We start from the raw sequence: 15015 nt of genomic DNA on the forward strand, positions 1-15015 counted from the left end.
CAGGTCGCGGCCCGCGCCCGCGTGATCGCCCAGCCCGCGCCGGGCGAGGCCGCGCCGGTACAGCAACTCCGTGCGCGACTCCGGATCACCGGCCGCGAGGGCGGCGTCGAAGTCCGCGACGGCGGCCGCGCACTCCCCAAGCGCGGCGTGCGCGATGCCCCGATTCGTCCTGATCACGGGGTCGTCGCCGAGATCGAGCGCGCGATCGAGGTACGTCAGCGCCGTCGCGGGATCGCCGGTGTCGAAGGCCAGGACGGCGGCGTTGACCCAGCCGGCGACCAGCCCCGGATCGAGCCGCAACGTCTCGGCGAAGGCCCGGCGGGCCGCGGCGATCCGGCCGCGCTGGTGCTCGGCCGTGCCGAGGAGGCAGTGCAGTTCGGCGTGCGCGGGGGCCAGGGCGAGTCCCGCCGTCACGTCGTCGACGGCGCCCGCGGCGTCGCCGAGTTCGAGGCGGCAGCTCGCGCGGTTGAGGTACGCGTCGACCAGGCGATCGTCGAGTTCGAGCGCGCGATCGAGATCGGCGATGGCCCCGGCGTGGTCGCCCAGTTCCATCAGCAGGTCGGCGCGGTTGACGTGGACCTCCGGGTACGGCGGGGCCAGCTCGATCGCGCGGGTGTAGTCCGCCAGCGCACGGGCGGTGTCACCGAGCGCGCGGTGGACGCCTGCCCGCTCGCCGTAGTACTCGGAGTGGTGTGGGTCCATGGCGATCACGGCGGTGTAGGCGTCGAGGGCCTGGGCGGGAGTGCCGATCCGGGTGAGCAACTGGGCGCGGTTGTAGGCGAGCACCGAGCGGTGCGGGTCGAACCGGCCCGGCGCGAGGTCCGCGCCCATCCGCGCCAGGCCCGCGTCGACCAGGCGCAGCGCGGCGGCGAGGTCGCCGGAGTGCATCTCGACGAGCGCCTTGCCGTTCTCCTGGAAGGCGAGATTGTAGGCGCGGCGGCTCTTCTCGGGGATCGAGGCCGCGAGGGCGAGCGCGGTGTTGATCCACATCCGGGCGCGGTCGTTGTCGCGCCTGTCCCGGTAGTAGCGGGTCTGCAGCATCGCCCGGCCGTACGCGGCCTGGATGTGGACGCTCGGCAGCGTGGTGCGGGCGGCGGCGAGGTCGTAGAGACGCTCGGCCTCGGCGGGGCGGTCCAGCGAGGTCAGCGCCGTGCACATCTTGACCGTGGCCAGCCAGCACCGTCGCGGGTCGCGCTGCCAGTCCAGCAGGGCGAGCACCCGGCGGCCCAGCCGGAGCGTGGCCTCGTAGTAGCCCTGCATCACGCAGTGCTGCAGGGCCCGTTCGGCGGCCCTGACACCCGCGCCGCCGGGATCGTCGCCGCGTTCCCGCAGCAGCGGGATGGCCCCGAGCGCCAGCGACGGTTCCCCGCGCTCCTCCAGCTCGGCGGCCCAGCGGTCGTGCAGGACCCGGCGGTCGGCGTCGGTGAGCGCGGCGTAGTCGGCCGCGTCGGCCGGACCGTCGCGCAGGCCGAGCGCGGCGGGGTCGGGCAGGTCACCCCAGTCGGGTCGCGTTGTGTCCCCGCCGGTTTCGGCGCGCGCGGCGTGGCGGACGAGCGCGGCGGCGAGGGGCTCCGGCACCGGACCGCCCGCGTGGATCTCCAGGTGCACGGGGCCGCCCGCCGCGCGGCGGAGCAGCACGGCGAGCAGCTCGAGGTCGGTCGGATCGGCCCGCTCGGCGTGCCGGACGATCAGCCGACACGCCCCACCGCGCCGCGCGCAGTACTCCAGCAGCAGGTCGGCGACGCCGTTGGCCAGCCGGGCGGTGTAGGCGGCCGGGAAGTAGCGCGTCCGCTCCTCCGGCGCGGCGGTCGCCATCATCGAGGCCCGGCGGCGGGTGATCCGGTCGCGCAGCTCCGGGGCGAGCGCGAGCAGCTCGATGTCGTGGCGCGCCACCAGGTCGGCGTGCCGCTCCAGCAGGTCCGGCGCGAGGGCGCGCAGGACCGCGCCGCCTGCCGAGTAGGGGCCGCGCAGCCGGTGGTCGGCGTCGACGTCGGCCAGCACGGCGGCGCCGGGCACGCCGGTCGAGTAGGTGTGCGCTGTCATCGGAGTTCCTTCCGGACGGAGTCCGCCGGCGCCCGGCGTTCTCGGATGAACACGACCAGCGCGAACGCGAACTGGCCGAGGTTGAGGGTGAGCAGCACCGTCGCGTCGAGCAGGGCGGCGGCGCCCGCGGTGCCCGAGCACAGGGTGTGCGCGGCGGTCGTGAGGAACCGCCAGGTCAGCGGGATCACGACGAGCACGAACATGCCGAGCGCGACGGTGTAGCCGAGGGCGTGCAGCGGCGCGTAGAAGGTGGCGACCCGGCGGTCCCTCGGGTGCCATCGGGTCTCGTCGAAGAACCCGTCGCGCCTGCCGAGGAGCCCGCGGAAGCGGTTGCGCAGCAGTTCGCCGCTGACGGTGTGCAGGTCGACGCAGCCGAGCAGGCTCGTGACCAGGTGATACAGGTCGGTGCGCAGGAAGAAGTAGAACTGCCAGGTGAACCGCATGACCGAGGTGAACGCCAGCGCCAGGCACACCCGCCCGACCGGGCCCGGCGCGCCGCCGGGCGACCGGGTCACGAAGGCCACCGTGATCAGCGCGGCGATGCCGAGCAGGTCGCCCAGCATGCCGGCCAGCATCGGCAGCCAGCGCTGCCGCCGGGGCACCACGACGAGGCCGTCGATCGCGGTCTCGAACACCAGCAGGTACAGGCGCCTGCCGATCCGCAGCCGGGTCGGCAGCCCGAGCCGGCGCCCGGCGAGCACGTGGAAACCCTCGTGCAGCAGGGTCAGCGGCAGCTGACCGAGGAACAGCACGACCTCGACCACCACCAGGTAGTGGGTGAAGATGAGGTGGTGCCGGGTCGGCAGCACCCGCGGCTCGGCCAGCACGGCGGCGACCGCGACGAGCGCCAGCACCGCGTAGCAGCACCAGGCGGGGGCGGAGAACATCGCGGCGCCGAGCCGGCGCAGGCGCACCGGCCGCGGCGCGGGCGGCGGGCCCGCGCCCTCGTACACGAAGCCGAGTTCCCGCACGGTGTCCAGGAATTCGTCGACGTCGACCGGTTCGCCGTAGGTGCGGGCGTACCAGTCCGCCGCGGCGGCGGGCGGGCTCCCGGCGATCAGTTCGCCGAGCAGTGCCGCGCCGTCCGGCGGCAGGATCACGTAGGAGTCGATGTCGACCCGCCCGACCACCACGTCTCCGCCCTCGGGCAGGAACCGCAGGGGGTGGAAGCGCACGGGGGCATCGCTGCGCATCAGCATGGCATTCCCTCGAATCGGTAGCCGCGAGGCCGGCACGGGAACGTCCCGGCCTCGCGGACCCGGATGTGGCGCCGTCGGCCTAGACCTGCGGCAGGGTCTCCTCGCCCTCGGCCGCGCAGCAGCAGTTGGCGTAGCTGTAGCAGGCGGAGGTCAGACGGACGGTGCCGGGCTTGCGGACCTGGATCTTCTTCATGGCGTGTCCCTTTCGGTTCGGGCGCGTGCCCGGCTGGCACGGCCCCGGTGACACGTTCGAGAATGCGGGACGGCGCGCGCCGGATCGTCGGTCCGCGAAGGTATTCCGGGAGTGGTCCGAGGGATGGACGCGGCGTCGTGCCGCGGTGGTACCCGCGCGCCGCCGCTACCGTCCGGGGATGACGGCGCCCGCAGCCGCGTGGGAGGCGGACACCGCCGAGAGCTCAGCCGCGCGGGCTACCGCACGGCAGGGTCGCCGCGACCCGGAAGCCCCCGCCGGGACAGGGGCCGGACTCCACGGCGCCGCCCACGATCACGACCCGCTCGGACAGGCCGACCAGGCCGCGGCCGCCGGTCGTCCGCGGGTCGGCCGGGCCGCGGCCCCGGCCGTCGTCGGTCACCGAGGCGGTCAACCGGGCCGGCGCCCAGGCCAGCTCGACGTGGGCCCGCGCACCGGGTCCAGCGTGTTTGGCGACATTCGTCAGCGCCTCCTGCACCACCCGGTACAGGGTGAGATCCACGCTGGGGTCGAGCCGTTCCCGGGGGCCGTGCTCGGTGACGGTGATCCGCAGCCCCGTCGCGCGCAGCGACGCGACCAGCGCGTCGAGGTCGGCGAGGCCGGGCAGGTCCACCGCCGGTGACCCGGCCGGGTCGGCGGTGCGCAGGAGGCCGAGCAAGCGGTGCAGTTCGCCCATGGCCTGCACGCCGAGCTCGTCCACGGCGGCCAGCGCCCGGTCGGCGCGGGCCGGGTCGAGGGCCATCACCCGGCGCGCGCCCGCGGCCTGCAACATCATCACCGTGACGGTCGACCCGATGATGTCGTGCAGTTCCCTTGCCATGCGCCGCCGTTCGGCCAGCACCGCCAGCCGGGCCTCCTCCGCGCCGCGCCGGGCGAGTTCGTCGCTGCGCCGCTCGCCGCGCCGCCGCCACAGCCCGGCGCCGACCGCGACCCCCACGACGATCAGGTAGAACCCCCACAGCACCGTGAGCTGCGCCGGACGCAACACCGCGGCGCTCGACCGGACCTCACCGGCCACCCAGGTCAGCGCGACCAGGGCTACGGCCCCCGTGCCGACGACCCCGACCGCGCGCCTGCACACCGCGACCACCGCGGTCAGCGCGACGCAGACCTCCAGCATCGGACGATACGACAGCGACAGCGCCGCGACCGCCGAGTGCGCGCACACCAGCGCCAGGACCAGAGGCGGCGCGATCCTCCGCCAGGCCAGCACCAACGCGCCCACCGCGGCCCAGGCCGCGAGGCCGACGGCCGAGGTGTGCAGCCCGGCGGGCAACGGCGCCAACACGTCCGAGAACACCAGCACGTCGACCGAGACCGCCGCCACGGCGACGGCCGCGTCCCGGCGCGCGGGAAGCCGCACCGGCGACCGGCCCGGCGGTCCGGTCGCCGCGGACCCGCTCAGCAGGCGCGCAGAAACCAGCACCCGAAGAACCCGCCGAACGCGGCGACCTCGGTGAAGTAGTGCACCCGCTGGGCGCGGCGCTCCGCCGGCTCGTCGTCCGCGGCCGGGCCGGTCCGGCCGGACAGCTCCGCCAGATCCGCGGGCGCGGGGGCGGGGCGCAGGCCCAGCTGCTCCAGCGCCGCACCGATGTCGCCCGCCGCGGCCTCCACCGCCTGCTGCAGCTGCGGTCCGGTCACGGCGTTCGCCGGCTCCGTCGGGCCCGCGGCGGTCCCGGCGAGCTTCACGACCGCGGACAGGAAGGTCGCCCCCTCGGGCCCGTAGGCCGAGATCAGGTCGATGGCAACGGGTTCGGCCGTTCCGCCGGACGCCAGCAGGACGTCGCCGTCCGCCGCCCGGTCGAGAACCTCGCGGGACACGGCGGGGAAGACCGCGACATCGGGGGCGATCAGGGTGCCGTCGGCGGCGGGCGACCTGCTGTCGGCCGCGCCGGCCGACGGGACCCGGAGGGAAGCGAAAACACCTGTCGATTCGGCCATCTCGGTCACCTCGGATCGATCCCCGTGCCCCGGACGAGCACGCGTGGTACCCGGAATTGTCCCCCCGGCGGCCCCACGGCGCAGGGGTTACGGACTACGCGACCGGCCCGCCGGGAACCACGAGACCGCTCTGATAGGCCAGGACCACGGCCTGGGTCCGGTCCCGGGAGCCGGTCTTCATGATCACCCGGGCGACATGGGTCTTGACGGTGGCCTCGCTGAGCACGAGCCGGTCCCGGATCTCGGCGTTGGACAGGCCGTTCGCCATGAGCACCAGCACTTCCCGCTCCCGGGGTGTCAGCCGGTCGATCAGTTCCGGGGACCGGGGCGCGGCCGGCCCGGAACCGGCCACGGCGGCGATGACCCGGGCGGTGACCGCCGGGTCGAGCCAGGCGTCCCCGCCCGCGACCCGGCGCACCGCCGTGACCAGGTCGCCCGGCGCGGCGTGCTTGAGCAGGAAACCGCTGGCCCCGCCGCGCAGCGCGCCGTACACGGCCGCGTCGTCGCCGAAGGTGGTCAGCACGAGCACCTTCGTCAGCCGGTCGGCGCCGCCGGCCGGATCGGCGGTCAGCGCGCGGGTGGCCTCGATGCCGTCCATCCCGGGCATCTGGATGTCCATGAGCACCACATCGGGACGCCGCTCGGCCGCCAGCGCGAGCACCTCCCGGCCGTCGGAGGCCTCGCCGACCACCTCGATGCCGGGCTCGGCGGCCAGCAGCATCGCGATCCCGGCGCGGATCAGCGGCTGGTCGTCGGCGATGACCACGGAGATGTCCATGGCCGCAGTGTGACCCGTCGCGGCCGCGCTGTCATCGTCCTCCGGTGGTAGATCGGCGCGGCACTCAGCCGACGGTCAGCGGCAACGGCGCAGGCTTGGGCGGGACCCGGCCGTAGACGGTGGTGCGCTCGCGCACCGGACGGCCGATGCCCGCGGCGATCTCGGTGAGTTCGGCGACGGTCTTGGCCGACCCGTGCTGGGAACCGGCCATCCGCGAGATGGTCTCCTCCATCAGGGTGCCGCCCAGATCGTTGGCGCCGCCGGACAGCATGACCTGGGTGCCGGTGGTGCCCAGCTTCACCCAGCTGGTCTGGATGTTGTCGATGCGCCCGTGCAGCATGATGCGGGCCAGCGCGTGCACCGCGCGGTTGTCGCGGTTGGTCGGGCCGGGGCGGGCGGCCCCCGCCAGGTAGAGCGGCGCGCTCTGGTGCACGAACGGCAGCGGCACGAATTCGGTGAAACCGCCGGTCTCGTCCTGGATTCCGCGCAGGACCCGCAGGTGACCGACCCAGTGCGCCGGGTTGTCGACGTGGCCGTACATCATGGTCGAACTCGACCGGATGCCGAGCTCGTGCGCGGTGGTGATGACCTCGATCCAGGCCGAGGTCGGCAGCTTGCCCTTGGTCAGCACCCAGCGCACCTCGTCGTCGAGGATCTCCGCGGCCGTCCCCGGAATCGTGTCCAGCCCGGCCTCTTTCAGCGCCGACAGCCAGTCGCGGATGCTCTGCCCGCCCCGGGACGCGCCGTTGACGACCTCCATGGGGCTGAACGCGTGCACGTGCATCCCCGGCACGCGGGCCTTCACCGCGCGCACCAGGTCCGCGTACCCGGTGACCGGCAGGTCGGGGTCGATGCCGCCCTGCATGCACACCTCGGTGGCGCCGTCGACGTGCGCCTCCCAGGCCCGGTCGGCGACCTCGGCGGCACTGAGGGTGAAGGCGTCGGCGTCGCCCTTGCGCTGGGCGAACGCGCAGAACCGGCAGCCGGTGTAGCAGATGTTGGTGAAGTTGATGTTCCGGTTCACCACGTAGGTGACGTCGTCGCCGTTGACCTCGCGGCGCAGCCGGTCGGCCAGGGCGGCCACGGCGTCCAGTTCGGGGCCGTCGGCGGTGGCCAGGGCCAGGTACTGGTCGTCGGTGAGCCCCGCCGGATCACGCTCGGCCGCGCGCAGGGCCGCGGCGACGTCGGTGTCGAGGCGGTGCGGCGCGCCCTCGGCGAGGCCGCGGGCGTGTTCGCGGATGGTCTCCCAGTCGCCGAACGCGCCGGCCGGGTCGCCGCCGAGGCCCGCGTCGCTGCGGCTGGTCGTGTTGCGGCCCTCGGTGTCGATGGCGGTGTTCAGGTCGACCCGGCCCGCGGAATCCCAGGACTCGTCGGGCTCCTGCCAGGGCAGGCCGACCGGCGCCGCGTCCGGGCGGGCGAGGCCGGTCGCCGGGTCGGTGAGCGCGGCGACGTGCGCGCCGATGCGCGGGTCGATCCACGGATTGCCTGCCCGCACGTACCTCGGGTGCGCCGAGGTGCGCTCGACCAGCGTGAATCCGGCGGCCTCGGTCAGCTCGCGCAGCGTGTCCAGGTTCGGCCAGGGCCGCTCCGGGTTGACGTGGTCGACCGTCACCGGCGACACCCCGCCCCAGTCGTCGATGCCCGCGTCGAGCAGCGCGCGGCACTCGGCGCCCGAGACCAGGTTCGGCGGCGCCTGCACCGGCACGTCGGGGCCGAGCAGCAGGCGGGTGACGGCGACCGCGGCGAGGAACTCCTCGAGGCCCGCGTCGGGGACGTCGCGCATGGCGGTGTCGCTCTTGGCACGGAAGTTCTGCACGATCACCTCCTGGATGTGCCCGAACTCCTTGTGCTGCTTGCGGATCGCCATGATCGACTCGGCCCGCTCGGTCAGCGTCTCGCCGATGCCGACCAGGATGCCGGTGGTGTAGGGGACCGAGAGCCTGCCCGCGTCGGTGATCGCGCGCAGCCGCACCGCCGGGTCCTTGTCGGGGCTGCCGTAGTGGCACTCGCCCTTCTCGGTGAACAGCCGCGTCGAGGTGGTCTCCAGCATCATGCCCATCGACTGGGCCACCGGCTTGAGGCGGGCGATCTCGGCCCAGCTCATCACCCCGGGGTTGAGGTGCGGCAGCAGGCCGGTCTCCTCGAGGACGAGGATCGACACCGCGCGCAGGTAGTCGAGGGTGGAGTCGTAGCCGCGCTCGTCGAGCCACTGCGCCGCCTCGGGCCAGCGGTCCTCCGGTCGGTCACCGAGGGTGAACAGGGCCTCCTTGCAGCCCAGCTCCGCGCCGCGGCGCGCGATGTCGAGCACCTCGTCGGGTTCGAGGAACATGCCCTTGCCCTCGGCGCGCAGCTTGCCCGGCACCGTGACGAACGTGCAGTAGTGGCACTTGTCGCGGCACAACCGGGTCAGCGGGATGAAGACGTTGCGCGAATACGTGATGGTGCCCGGCCTGCCCGCCGAGACCAGGCCCGCGTCGCGCACCCGGGCCGCGCTGGCGCACAGGTCGGCCAGGTCGTCGCCGGTGGCGTGCAGCAGGACGGTGGCTTCGTCGACATTGAGCGTCACCCCGTCACGGGCCCGGCGCAGCGCGCGCCGCATGGCGGCGGGCGACGGGGGCGGAGCGGCAACACTCGGGAGCGGAAGGTCGGTCACCCCGTCGATCATGCGCTATTTCCTTCCGGGACGTGCGGTCGGTACGTCCGGCGCCGGTGTGCGCCGCGGGCAGAGGTCCTCGCAGCGACAACCCCGGCCCACGCCGAGCCTATTCCCGTGCCCGTGGACACGGTGTCGTGGAAGATGGCTGACATGCCCGCCTCGTCGATCCTGGCCGACCCCGCCTGGCGCCCCAGCCCCAGGGCCAAACTGCTGTGGGCGCTGGAGAACTCGCTGGGGGTGGCCGTCGGGCTGATCGCCCTGCTGATCTGGGTCCTGCTCGACGGCGACCGGCGCGGCTGGCAGCTGGCCGCCGGGCTGGCGCTGCTGGGGATCGCGGTGGTGTCGGTCGGGGTGGTGCCGCTGTGGCGCTACGCGGTGCACCGGTGGGAGGTCACCGACGAGGCGGTGTATTCGCGGGTCGGCTGGTTCGACCAGGAGAGCCGGGTCGCCCCGATCTCCCGGGTCCAGACCGTCGACACCGAACGCGGGCCGATCGAACAGCTGCTCGGCCTCGCCACCGTCACCGTGACCACCGCGTCCTCGGCGGGGGCGGTGAAGATCAGCGCGCTGGACCGGGCGGTCGCCGAGGAGACGGTCACCCGGCTGGCCGCCATCGCCGCCCAGCACCGCGGGGACGCCACGTGACGGCGCCCGCCACGGCCGACGGCTGGCTGCGACTCGACCCGCGCATGCTGGTCGTCACGCCGGTCACCGAGATCGTCAAGTACATCCCCGTCCTGTTCGGTGCCGTCGTGGTCGGCTCGACCAGCGGCAACCACCTGTGGGGCCTCGTGCCCGCCGCGGCGATCGTGGCCTACGGCGTGCTGCGCTGGTTCACCACCACCTACCGGGTCGGCGAGTCCCACGTCGAACTGCGCAGCGGCGTGCTGCAACGACGCACCCTGTCGGTCCCGCGCACGCGGATCCGCTCGGTGGACGTCGAAGCCGACCTGCTGCACCGGCTGCTCGGCCTGGCCGTGCTGGTGATCGGCACCGGGCAGCAGGCGGAGAAGAACGAGGGCTTCCGGCTCGACGCGCTCGACGCCAGGGCGGTGCCGCCGCTGCGCACGGCCCTGCTGGCCCACACCGCCGCCCCCGCGGCGCCGGCGACCGCCACCGGCGCCGCGCCCGCGCCCGCCGCGGAGGTCCGCGAGATCGCGCACTGGCGGCCCGCCTGGGTGCGTTACGCGCCGCTCTCGCTGACCGGCCTCGCCGTGGTCGCGCCGATCGCGGGCCTCGGCGCGCAGTACGGGATCATCGACGTCATCTCCGACTCCGCGCCGGTGCGTCATCTCGGCGACGACTCCGCCGCGATCGCGCTGCTCGTGGTGTCGGGCGTCGCGCTGACGGCCGTGGCGCTGGTGTCGGTCGCGGCCTGCCTGCAGTACCTGGCCACCTGGTTCGGGTTGCGGGTCGTCGACAACGGCACCACCCTGCACCTGACGCACGGGCTGTTCACCACCCGCCAGATCACCCTGGACATGGCCCGGTTCCGCGGCGCGACCATCGACGAACCGCTGCTGCTCCGCCTGGCGCGGGCCGGTCAGCTGGAGATGATCATGACCGGGGAGAACCCCCGGCAGAAGCTGGTACCGCAGGCGCCACGTACGGCGGTCGCGCGGACCCTCGACGAACTGCTCGACACCCGGCGCGGCCCCGATGCCGACGGCGGCCCGCGCGGGCAGCGGATCTCGGGCGCCACCCTCGGCACGGTCGATCTGGTCCCGCACGGACCGGTCGCCCGCAAACGCCGCTACACCAAGGCGGCCTGGCCCGCCGCGGGCGCCTACCTCGCGGTGCTGGTCGCGCTGCTGCTCGGCGCGGACCCGCCGCCGTGGATCTGGTCGGTGCCCGCGGCGTTCACCGTGATCATGGCGGCCCTGGCCGAGGACCGGTATCGCGGGCTCGGCCACCGCGTCCTGCCCGGCGCGGACGGACCGGCCTGGCTGGTGACCCGCCGCGGCAGCCTGGACCGCAGCCGGGACTGCCTCGAGGCGCGCGGCGTCGTCGGCTGGACCGTGAAGCAGACCTTCTGGCAGCGCCGGTCCGGGGTCGCCACCGTCGTCGCGGCGACCGCGGCGGGCAAGAAGGCCTACCCGGTGATCGATCTGCCCCTCGACCAGGCGTGGGCGCTCATCGAGGCCACCACGCCCGGCCTGCCCGGCCGCCGGGACTGATCAGCGCCGCGCGTTCACCCGGACGTAGAGGTAGACCAGGGGCGGGATCAACCCGCAGAACAGCAGGAGCAGGGTCCGCCAGTCGCTGCCGAGCATGATGTCCCCGCCGGGACCGGAACTCGCGCACACGAGGAAACCCAGCGTCCACACCACCAGCGGCGCGGCGAGGAAACCCGGCCGCGAGGTCACCGTGGTCATCCCGTGGACGAGGGCCACGTTCACCACCCCGGCCAGCAGCGCGGTCACCGGTATCGGGACCGAGCCCCGATACAGCGGCAGGAACAGCACCTCCAGCGCCAGGCTCAGCGCCGCGTCGAACAGCAGCGCGGCCACGATCAGCACGGTCAGCGCCGCGGCGAACGGGGCGGGCGGCCGGGCGCCGATCGGCTTGTCGAGGGCGGTCGTCATGTCCGCGAGTGTATTCGGCGGCGCGGGCAGGCGACCGCGCTCAGCGCAGCCCGGCGAACAGGTCCGCCTCGAGGCCGTGCGCGCCGTCCGGCCCGCGCTCGCCCTTCACCAGGACGAAGTGCTCGACCGGCAGCACCGGGAGGGCGATGTTGTTGGACAGCGCGAACTCCCGGCCGGTCTCGGCCACGGTGACCTGCGTCGCGTGCGCGCGCAGCGCCGCCCGCTTGGCCGCGAGCACGTCGGAGACGTCGACCGCGGTCGTCGCCGGGGCGCCGGCGAGGAAGGCCAGTTCGGGCTCCGTCGGCAGCCGCCAGCCCGCGGGCAGCGCGCCCGGCAGCGCGTCGACGGTGCGGCGGGCCAGGGCGGCGGTGTGCTGGCGCAACAGGTCGCCATCGGTGACGGTCCAGTAGAACTTCGGGGTGTCCCAGCCCCGTCCGGCCGCCGCGGCGACCGCGGCGGTGGTGATCTCGTTGGCGCGGATGTGGTCGGGGTGGCCGTATCCGCCGCGCGGGTCGTAGGTGACGACGACCCGCGGGCGCAGGGTCAGGATCACCTCGACCAGCGCGTCGACCGCCGCCTGCCCGGAGTTGACGAAGGCGCGCGGGTTCGCCGCCGTCGGCGTGCCCGCCATGCCGGAGTCACGCCAGTGGCCGGCGCCGCCGAGGAAGTACGGCTCGCCCGCGTCGAGGGCGGCCAGCGCCGCGGTGAGCTCGGCGACGCGATAGCCGCCGAGCTGGTCGGCCTCGGCCGAGATCAGCTGGGCCCAGCGGTCCCCGATGACCTCGCCCTCCTCGCCGAGCGTGCAGGTCACCACGGTCACCGGCACGCCGAGGCGCCGGTAGTGGGCGATGGTGCCGCCGGTGGTGATGGTCTCGTCGTCCGGGTGGGCGTGCACCAGCAGCAGGCCGCCGGTCTCCCGGTCCGTCAGGGGCTGATTCGTCACGGGATCCTCCGCCATTGCGCTGTGTCACCGAAGATGCCGACCTGGATGGCGCCGCTGAGCGAGGCACCGTCGACCCGCGGGCCCGCCGCGGCGACCACGTTGTCCTGCACGATCGGCAGCACCGTGGACAGCGCCCACAGCCGCGGCTCGGCGTCGGCGAGGACCCGGCCCACCTCGACCCCGCGCAGCGCCTCGTCGATCGAGGGCTGCAGGGCCGGGTCGCACACGCCGGCGAGGTTGCTCGGCGCCTTGCGGTAGGCGTCGACCGCGGCCTGGGCGGCGGAGTTGCCGGGCGGCGCGTCCGCGGGCGGGCAGCCGTAGCGGGAGGCGAGGACGGTAGCCGGATCGTTGCCCGCGACCTCCCAGCCGACGAGGGCGTCCACCCCGGCCTCGGTGATCGACTTGCCGTACAGCTCGGCCGCCGGGATCGGGCGCACCGTGACATCGACACCGGCGCTGCGCAATTGGTCGGCGGCGGTGTTCGCGACGGCCAGCGCGGTGGCGTCCCCGGTGACCGCGCCGATCCGCACGGTCAGCGCTTTCCCGTTGCGCGCCAGCGATCGTGGGCGCGGCGCGGGCGAGGTGGGCGAGCCTGCGGCGGGCACCTCGGGCGCCCGCCCGAAGCCCGCCTCGGCCAGCAGCGCGAACGCCTCGTCGCCGCTGATCCGCGGCGGCGCGGTCGGGGTGTAACCCGGGCTCGACGGCGGAAGTACCTGGGCGCGTGCGGGTTCCACCCAGCCGCCGGTCTGCGCGCCGACCGTGGCCAGCAGCGCGGGATCGAGCAGGCCGATCACCGCGCGGCGCACCCGCAGATCGGCGAGATCGCCGGTGCGCCCGTTGAGGACCAGTTGCAGTTCGCGCGCCTGCGGCATGATGCCGGTGCGCACCGAGGGGATCGCCGCCAGCTGCGCGCGGGTGGCGACCCCGCCGTGCACCAGCGCCATCTGGGCGTCACCGGTCCGCAGCGACTCGGCCAGCTGCGAGGGAGTTCCGCCGCGGCGCAACAGGATCTGGTCGGGGGCCGCCGGGGTGCCCCAGAAGCGGTCGTTGCGCTCGAGCAGGATCTCGTCGCGGCCCCGGTCGACCGACTTGATGGTGAAGTTGCCGCCCGAGACCGGGATCCGGTCGACCAGGCCGCCGGCGAAACCGCCCGGCGAGTCCTTCACCAGGTGCGAGGGCAGCAGGTTGCCGAACAGCTCCCGCCAGGCCGGATACGGCTGGGTCAGCGTGACGGTCACGGTCTTGCCGCCCTCGGAGGAGGCCACGTCCGAGATCAGCCGGTACCCGGCGGGATCGACCACTCCCGGCTGGCTGATCATCTGCTGCCACAGGAACCGGAAGTCCTCGGCGGCGATCGGCGCGCCGTCGGACCAGTTGGCCTGGTTGCGCAGGGTGTAGGTGATGGTGAACGGATCGGTCGCGGTGACGTCGGCGGTCTCGATCAGCGAGGAGTCGGGCACCCAGTTGACCGCGCCGGGCGCCGCCGGATCCGGCACCGGGCGGAACGGGCTGGGCAGCACCATGGCCGCGACCGCGTTGGTGGCGGGCGACTGGTCCGCGCGCAGATGCGGGTTGAAGCCGATGCCGATGTCGTCGATGGCGACGACCACGGTGTTCTTCCCCGGCTTGGCCTGGGTGGTCTTGGGCGAATCGGTGCTCTCGATGGGCGGTGGCGGATTCGCCGTGCAACCGGCGACCACCGCCGTCGAGGCGATCATCGCCAGCACCATCACGCGCCACTTCGCGCGCCACCCCGAACTCACGTCTGGCACTCTACCCAACCCGTCGGTTCTCCTCGCCGTCCCGCCGCGAGGGTGCGGGAACGGTGTCGGCCGGGCCCGTTTCCGGTGCCCGGCCGACCTCGTCACATCGTCGCGGTGGGGCTACGAGCCCGCCGCGGCCTTGTCGCGGGCCTTGCGGCGCGACAGCTCGCGGGCACGCTCGTTGGCGCCGAGGACGACCTTGCGCACGCGGACCACCTCGGGGGTGACCTCGACGCACTCGTCGGCGGCGCAGAACTCCAGCGCGCCTTCCAGGTCGAGCTGCAGCGGCTTGGCCAGGGTCTCCATCACGTCGGCGGTCGCGCTGCGCATGTTGGTCAGCTTCTTCTCGCGGGTGACGTTGATGTCGAGATCCTCGGCGCGCGGGTTGATGCCGACGACGTGGCCCTCGTAGGTCTCCGCGCCCGGCTCCACGAAGAACTGGCCGCGGTCGGCCAGCTGGATCATGGCGAACGGGGTGACCGAACCGGCGCGGTCGGACACCAGCGAACCGGTGTGGCGGGCGCGGATCTCGCCCGCCCACGGCGCGTAGCCGTGCGCGACGGCGTTGGCGATGCCGGTGCCGCGGGTCTCGGTGAGGAAGTCGGTCCGGAAACCGATCAGGCCGCGCGAGGGGACGATGAACTCCATGCGCACCCAGCCCGCGGCGTGGTTGGACATCTGGACCATCTTGCCCTTGCGGGCGGCCAGCAGCTGGGTGATCGCGCCGAGGTACTCCTCGGGGCTGTCGATGGTCAGTTCCTCGAATGGCTCGTGCACCTTGCCGTCGACGGTCTTGGTGACCACCTGCGGCTTGCCGACGGTCAGCTCGAAGCCCTCGCGGCGCATCTGCTCGACCAGGATGGCCAGCGCCAGCTCACCACGGCCCTGCACCTCCC

General features: G+C 74.0%; 12 protein-coding genes. 2 read left to right on the forward strand and 10 right to left on the reverse strand.

The features are described 5' to 3' along the window. From ON36_RS22170 to ON36_RS22195, 6 genes are all read right to left on the reverse strand, one after another. A partial coding sequence (locus ON36_RS22170; protein ID WP_052314238.1) for a tetratricopeptide repeat protein occupies positions 1-2043 on the reverse strand: 2043 nt, incomplete at its 3' end. After that, entirely contained in the window at positions 2040-3236 is a 1197-nt protein-coding gene (locus ON36_RS22175) for a hypothetical protein (protein WP_169334724.1), read from the reverse strand. The genes ON36_RS22170 and ON36_RS22175, both read right to left, overlap by 4 nt. Positions 3237-3658: 422 nt before the next feature. Next, on the reverse strand, positions 3659-4879 hold the full coding sequence (locus tag ON36_RS22180; RefSeq protein ID WP_157224977.1) for a sensor histidine kinase: 1221 nt from the start codon (positions 4877-4879) through the stop codon (positions 3659-3661). After that, positions 4855-5394 (reverse strand): hypothetical protein, encoded by a 540-nt coding sequence (locus ON36_RS22185; RefSeq protein WP_157224978.1) that lies wholly within the window; start codon positions 5392-5394, stop codon positions 4855-4857. Before ON36_RS22185 ends, ON36_RS22180 begins: the two co-directional genes overlap by 25 nt. A gap of 94 nt (positions 5395-5488) precedes the next feature. Beyond that, positions 5489-6172 (reverse strand): response regulator, encoded by a 684-nt coding sequence (locus ON36_RS22190; protein ID WP_043656983.1) that lies wholly within the window; start codon positions 6170-6172, stop codon positions 5489-5491. Positions 6173-6236: 64 nt separating this feature from the next. Beyond that, positions 6237-8837: a bifunctional FO biosynthesis protein CofGH gene (locus tag ON36_RS22195; RefSeq protein WP_043656986.1), complete on the reverse strand. Its 2601-nt coding sequence runs from the start codon at positions 8835-8837 to the stop codon at positions 6237-6239. A gap of 132 nt (positions 8838-8969) precedes the next feature. On the opposite strand from ON36_RS22195, the gene ON36_RS22200 reads away from it, so the two are divergent. Continuing rightward, positions 8970-9473, forward strand: a complete 504-nt coding sequence (locus ON36_RS22200) for a PH domain-containing protein (RefSeq protein ID WP_052314243.1) — start codon at positions 8970-8972, stop codon at positions 9471-9473. Further along, positions 9470-11005, forward strand: a complete 1536-nt coding sequence (locus tag ON36_RS22205; RefSeq protein WP_043656992.1) for a PH domain-containing protein — start codon at positions 9470-9472, stop codon at positions 11003-11005. The genes ON36_RS22200 and ON36_RS22205 overlap by 4 nt, the downstream gene beginning before the upstream one ends. Here ON36_RS22205 and ON36_RS22210 read toward each other — a convergent pair whose 3' ends face one another. The 4 genes from ON36_RS22210 to ON36_RS22225 all read right to left on the reverse strand — a co-directional run. Next, positions 11006-11413: a hypothetical protein gene (locus tag ON36_RS22210; RefSeq protein ID WP_052314241.1), complete on the reverse strand. Its 408-nt coding sequence runs from the start codon at positions 11411-11413 to the stop codon at positions 11006-11008. Positions 11414-11453: 40 nt separating this feature from the next. Next, a complete protein-coding gene (gene mshB / locus ON36_RS22215) occupies positions 11454-12371 on the reverse strand; it encodes an N-acetyl-1-D-myo-inositol-2-amino-2-deoxy-alpha-D-glucopyranoside deacetylase (RefSeq protein WP_052314242.1) in 918 nt (305 codons plus the stop codon). Continuing rightward, positions 12353-14086 (reverse strand): ABC transporter family substrate-binding protein, encoded by a 1734-nt coding sequence (locus ON36_RS22220; RefSeq protein ID WP_043657009.1) that lies wholly within the window; start codon positions 14084-14086, stop codon positions 12353-12355. The genes mshB and ON36_RS22220 overlap by 19 nt, the downstream gene beginning before the upstream one ends. Before the next feature lie 153 nt (positions 14087-14239). Further along, a partial coding sequence (locus ON36_RS22225; RefSeq protein WP_043657012.1) for a GTP-binding protein occupies positions 14240-15015 on the reverse strand: 776 nt, incomplete at its 5' end.

The organism is Nocardia thailandica NBRC 100428 (genome assembly GCF_000308795.1).
GTDB lineage: Bacteria > Actinomycetota > Actinomycetes > Mycobacteriales > Mycobacteriaceae > Nocardia > Nocardia thailandica.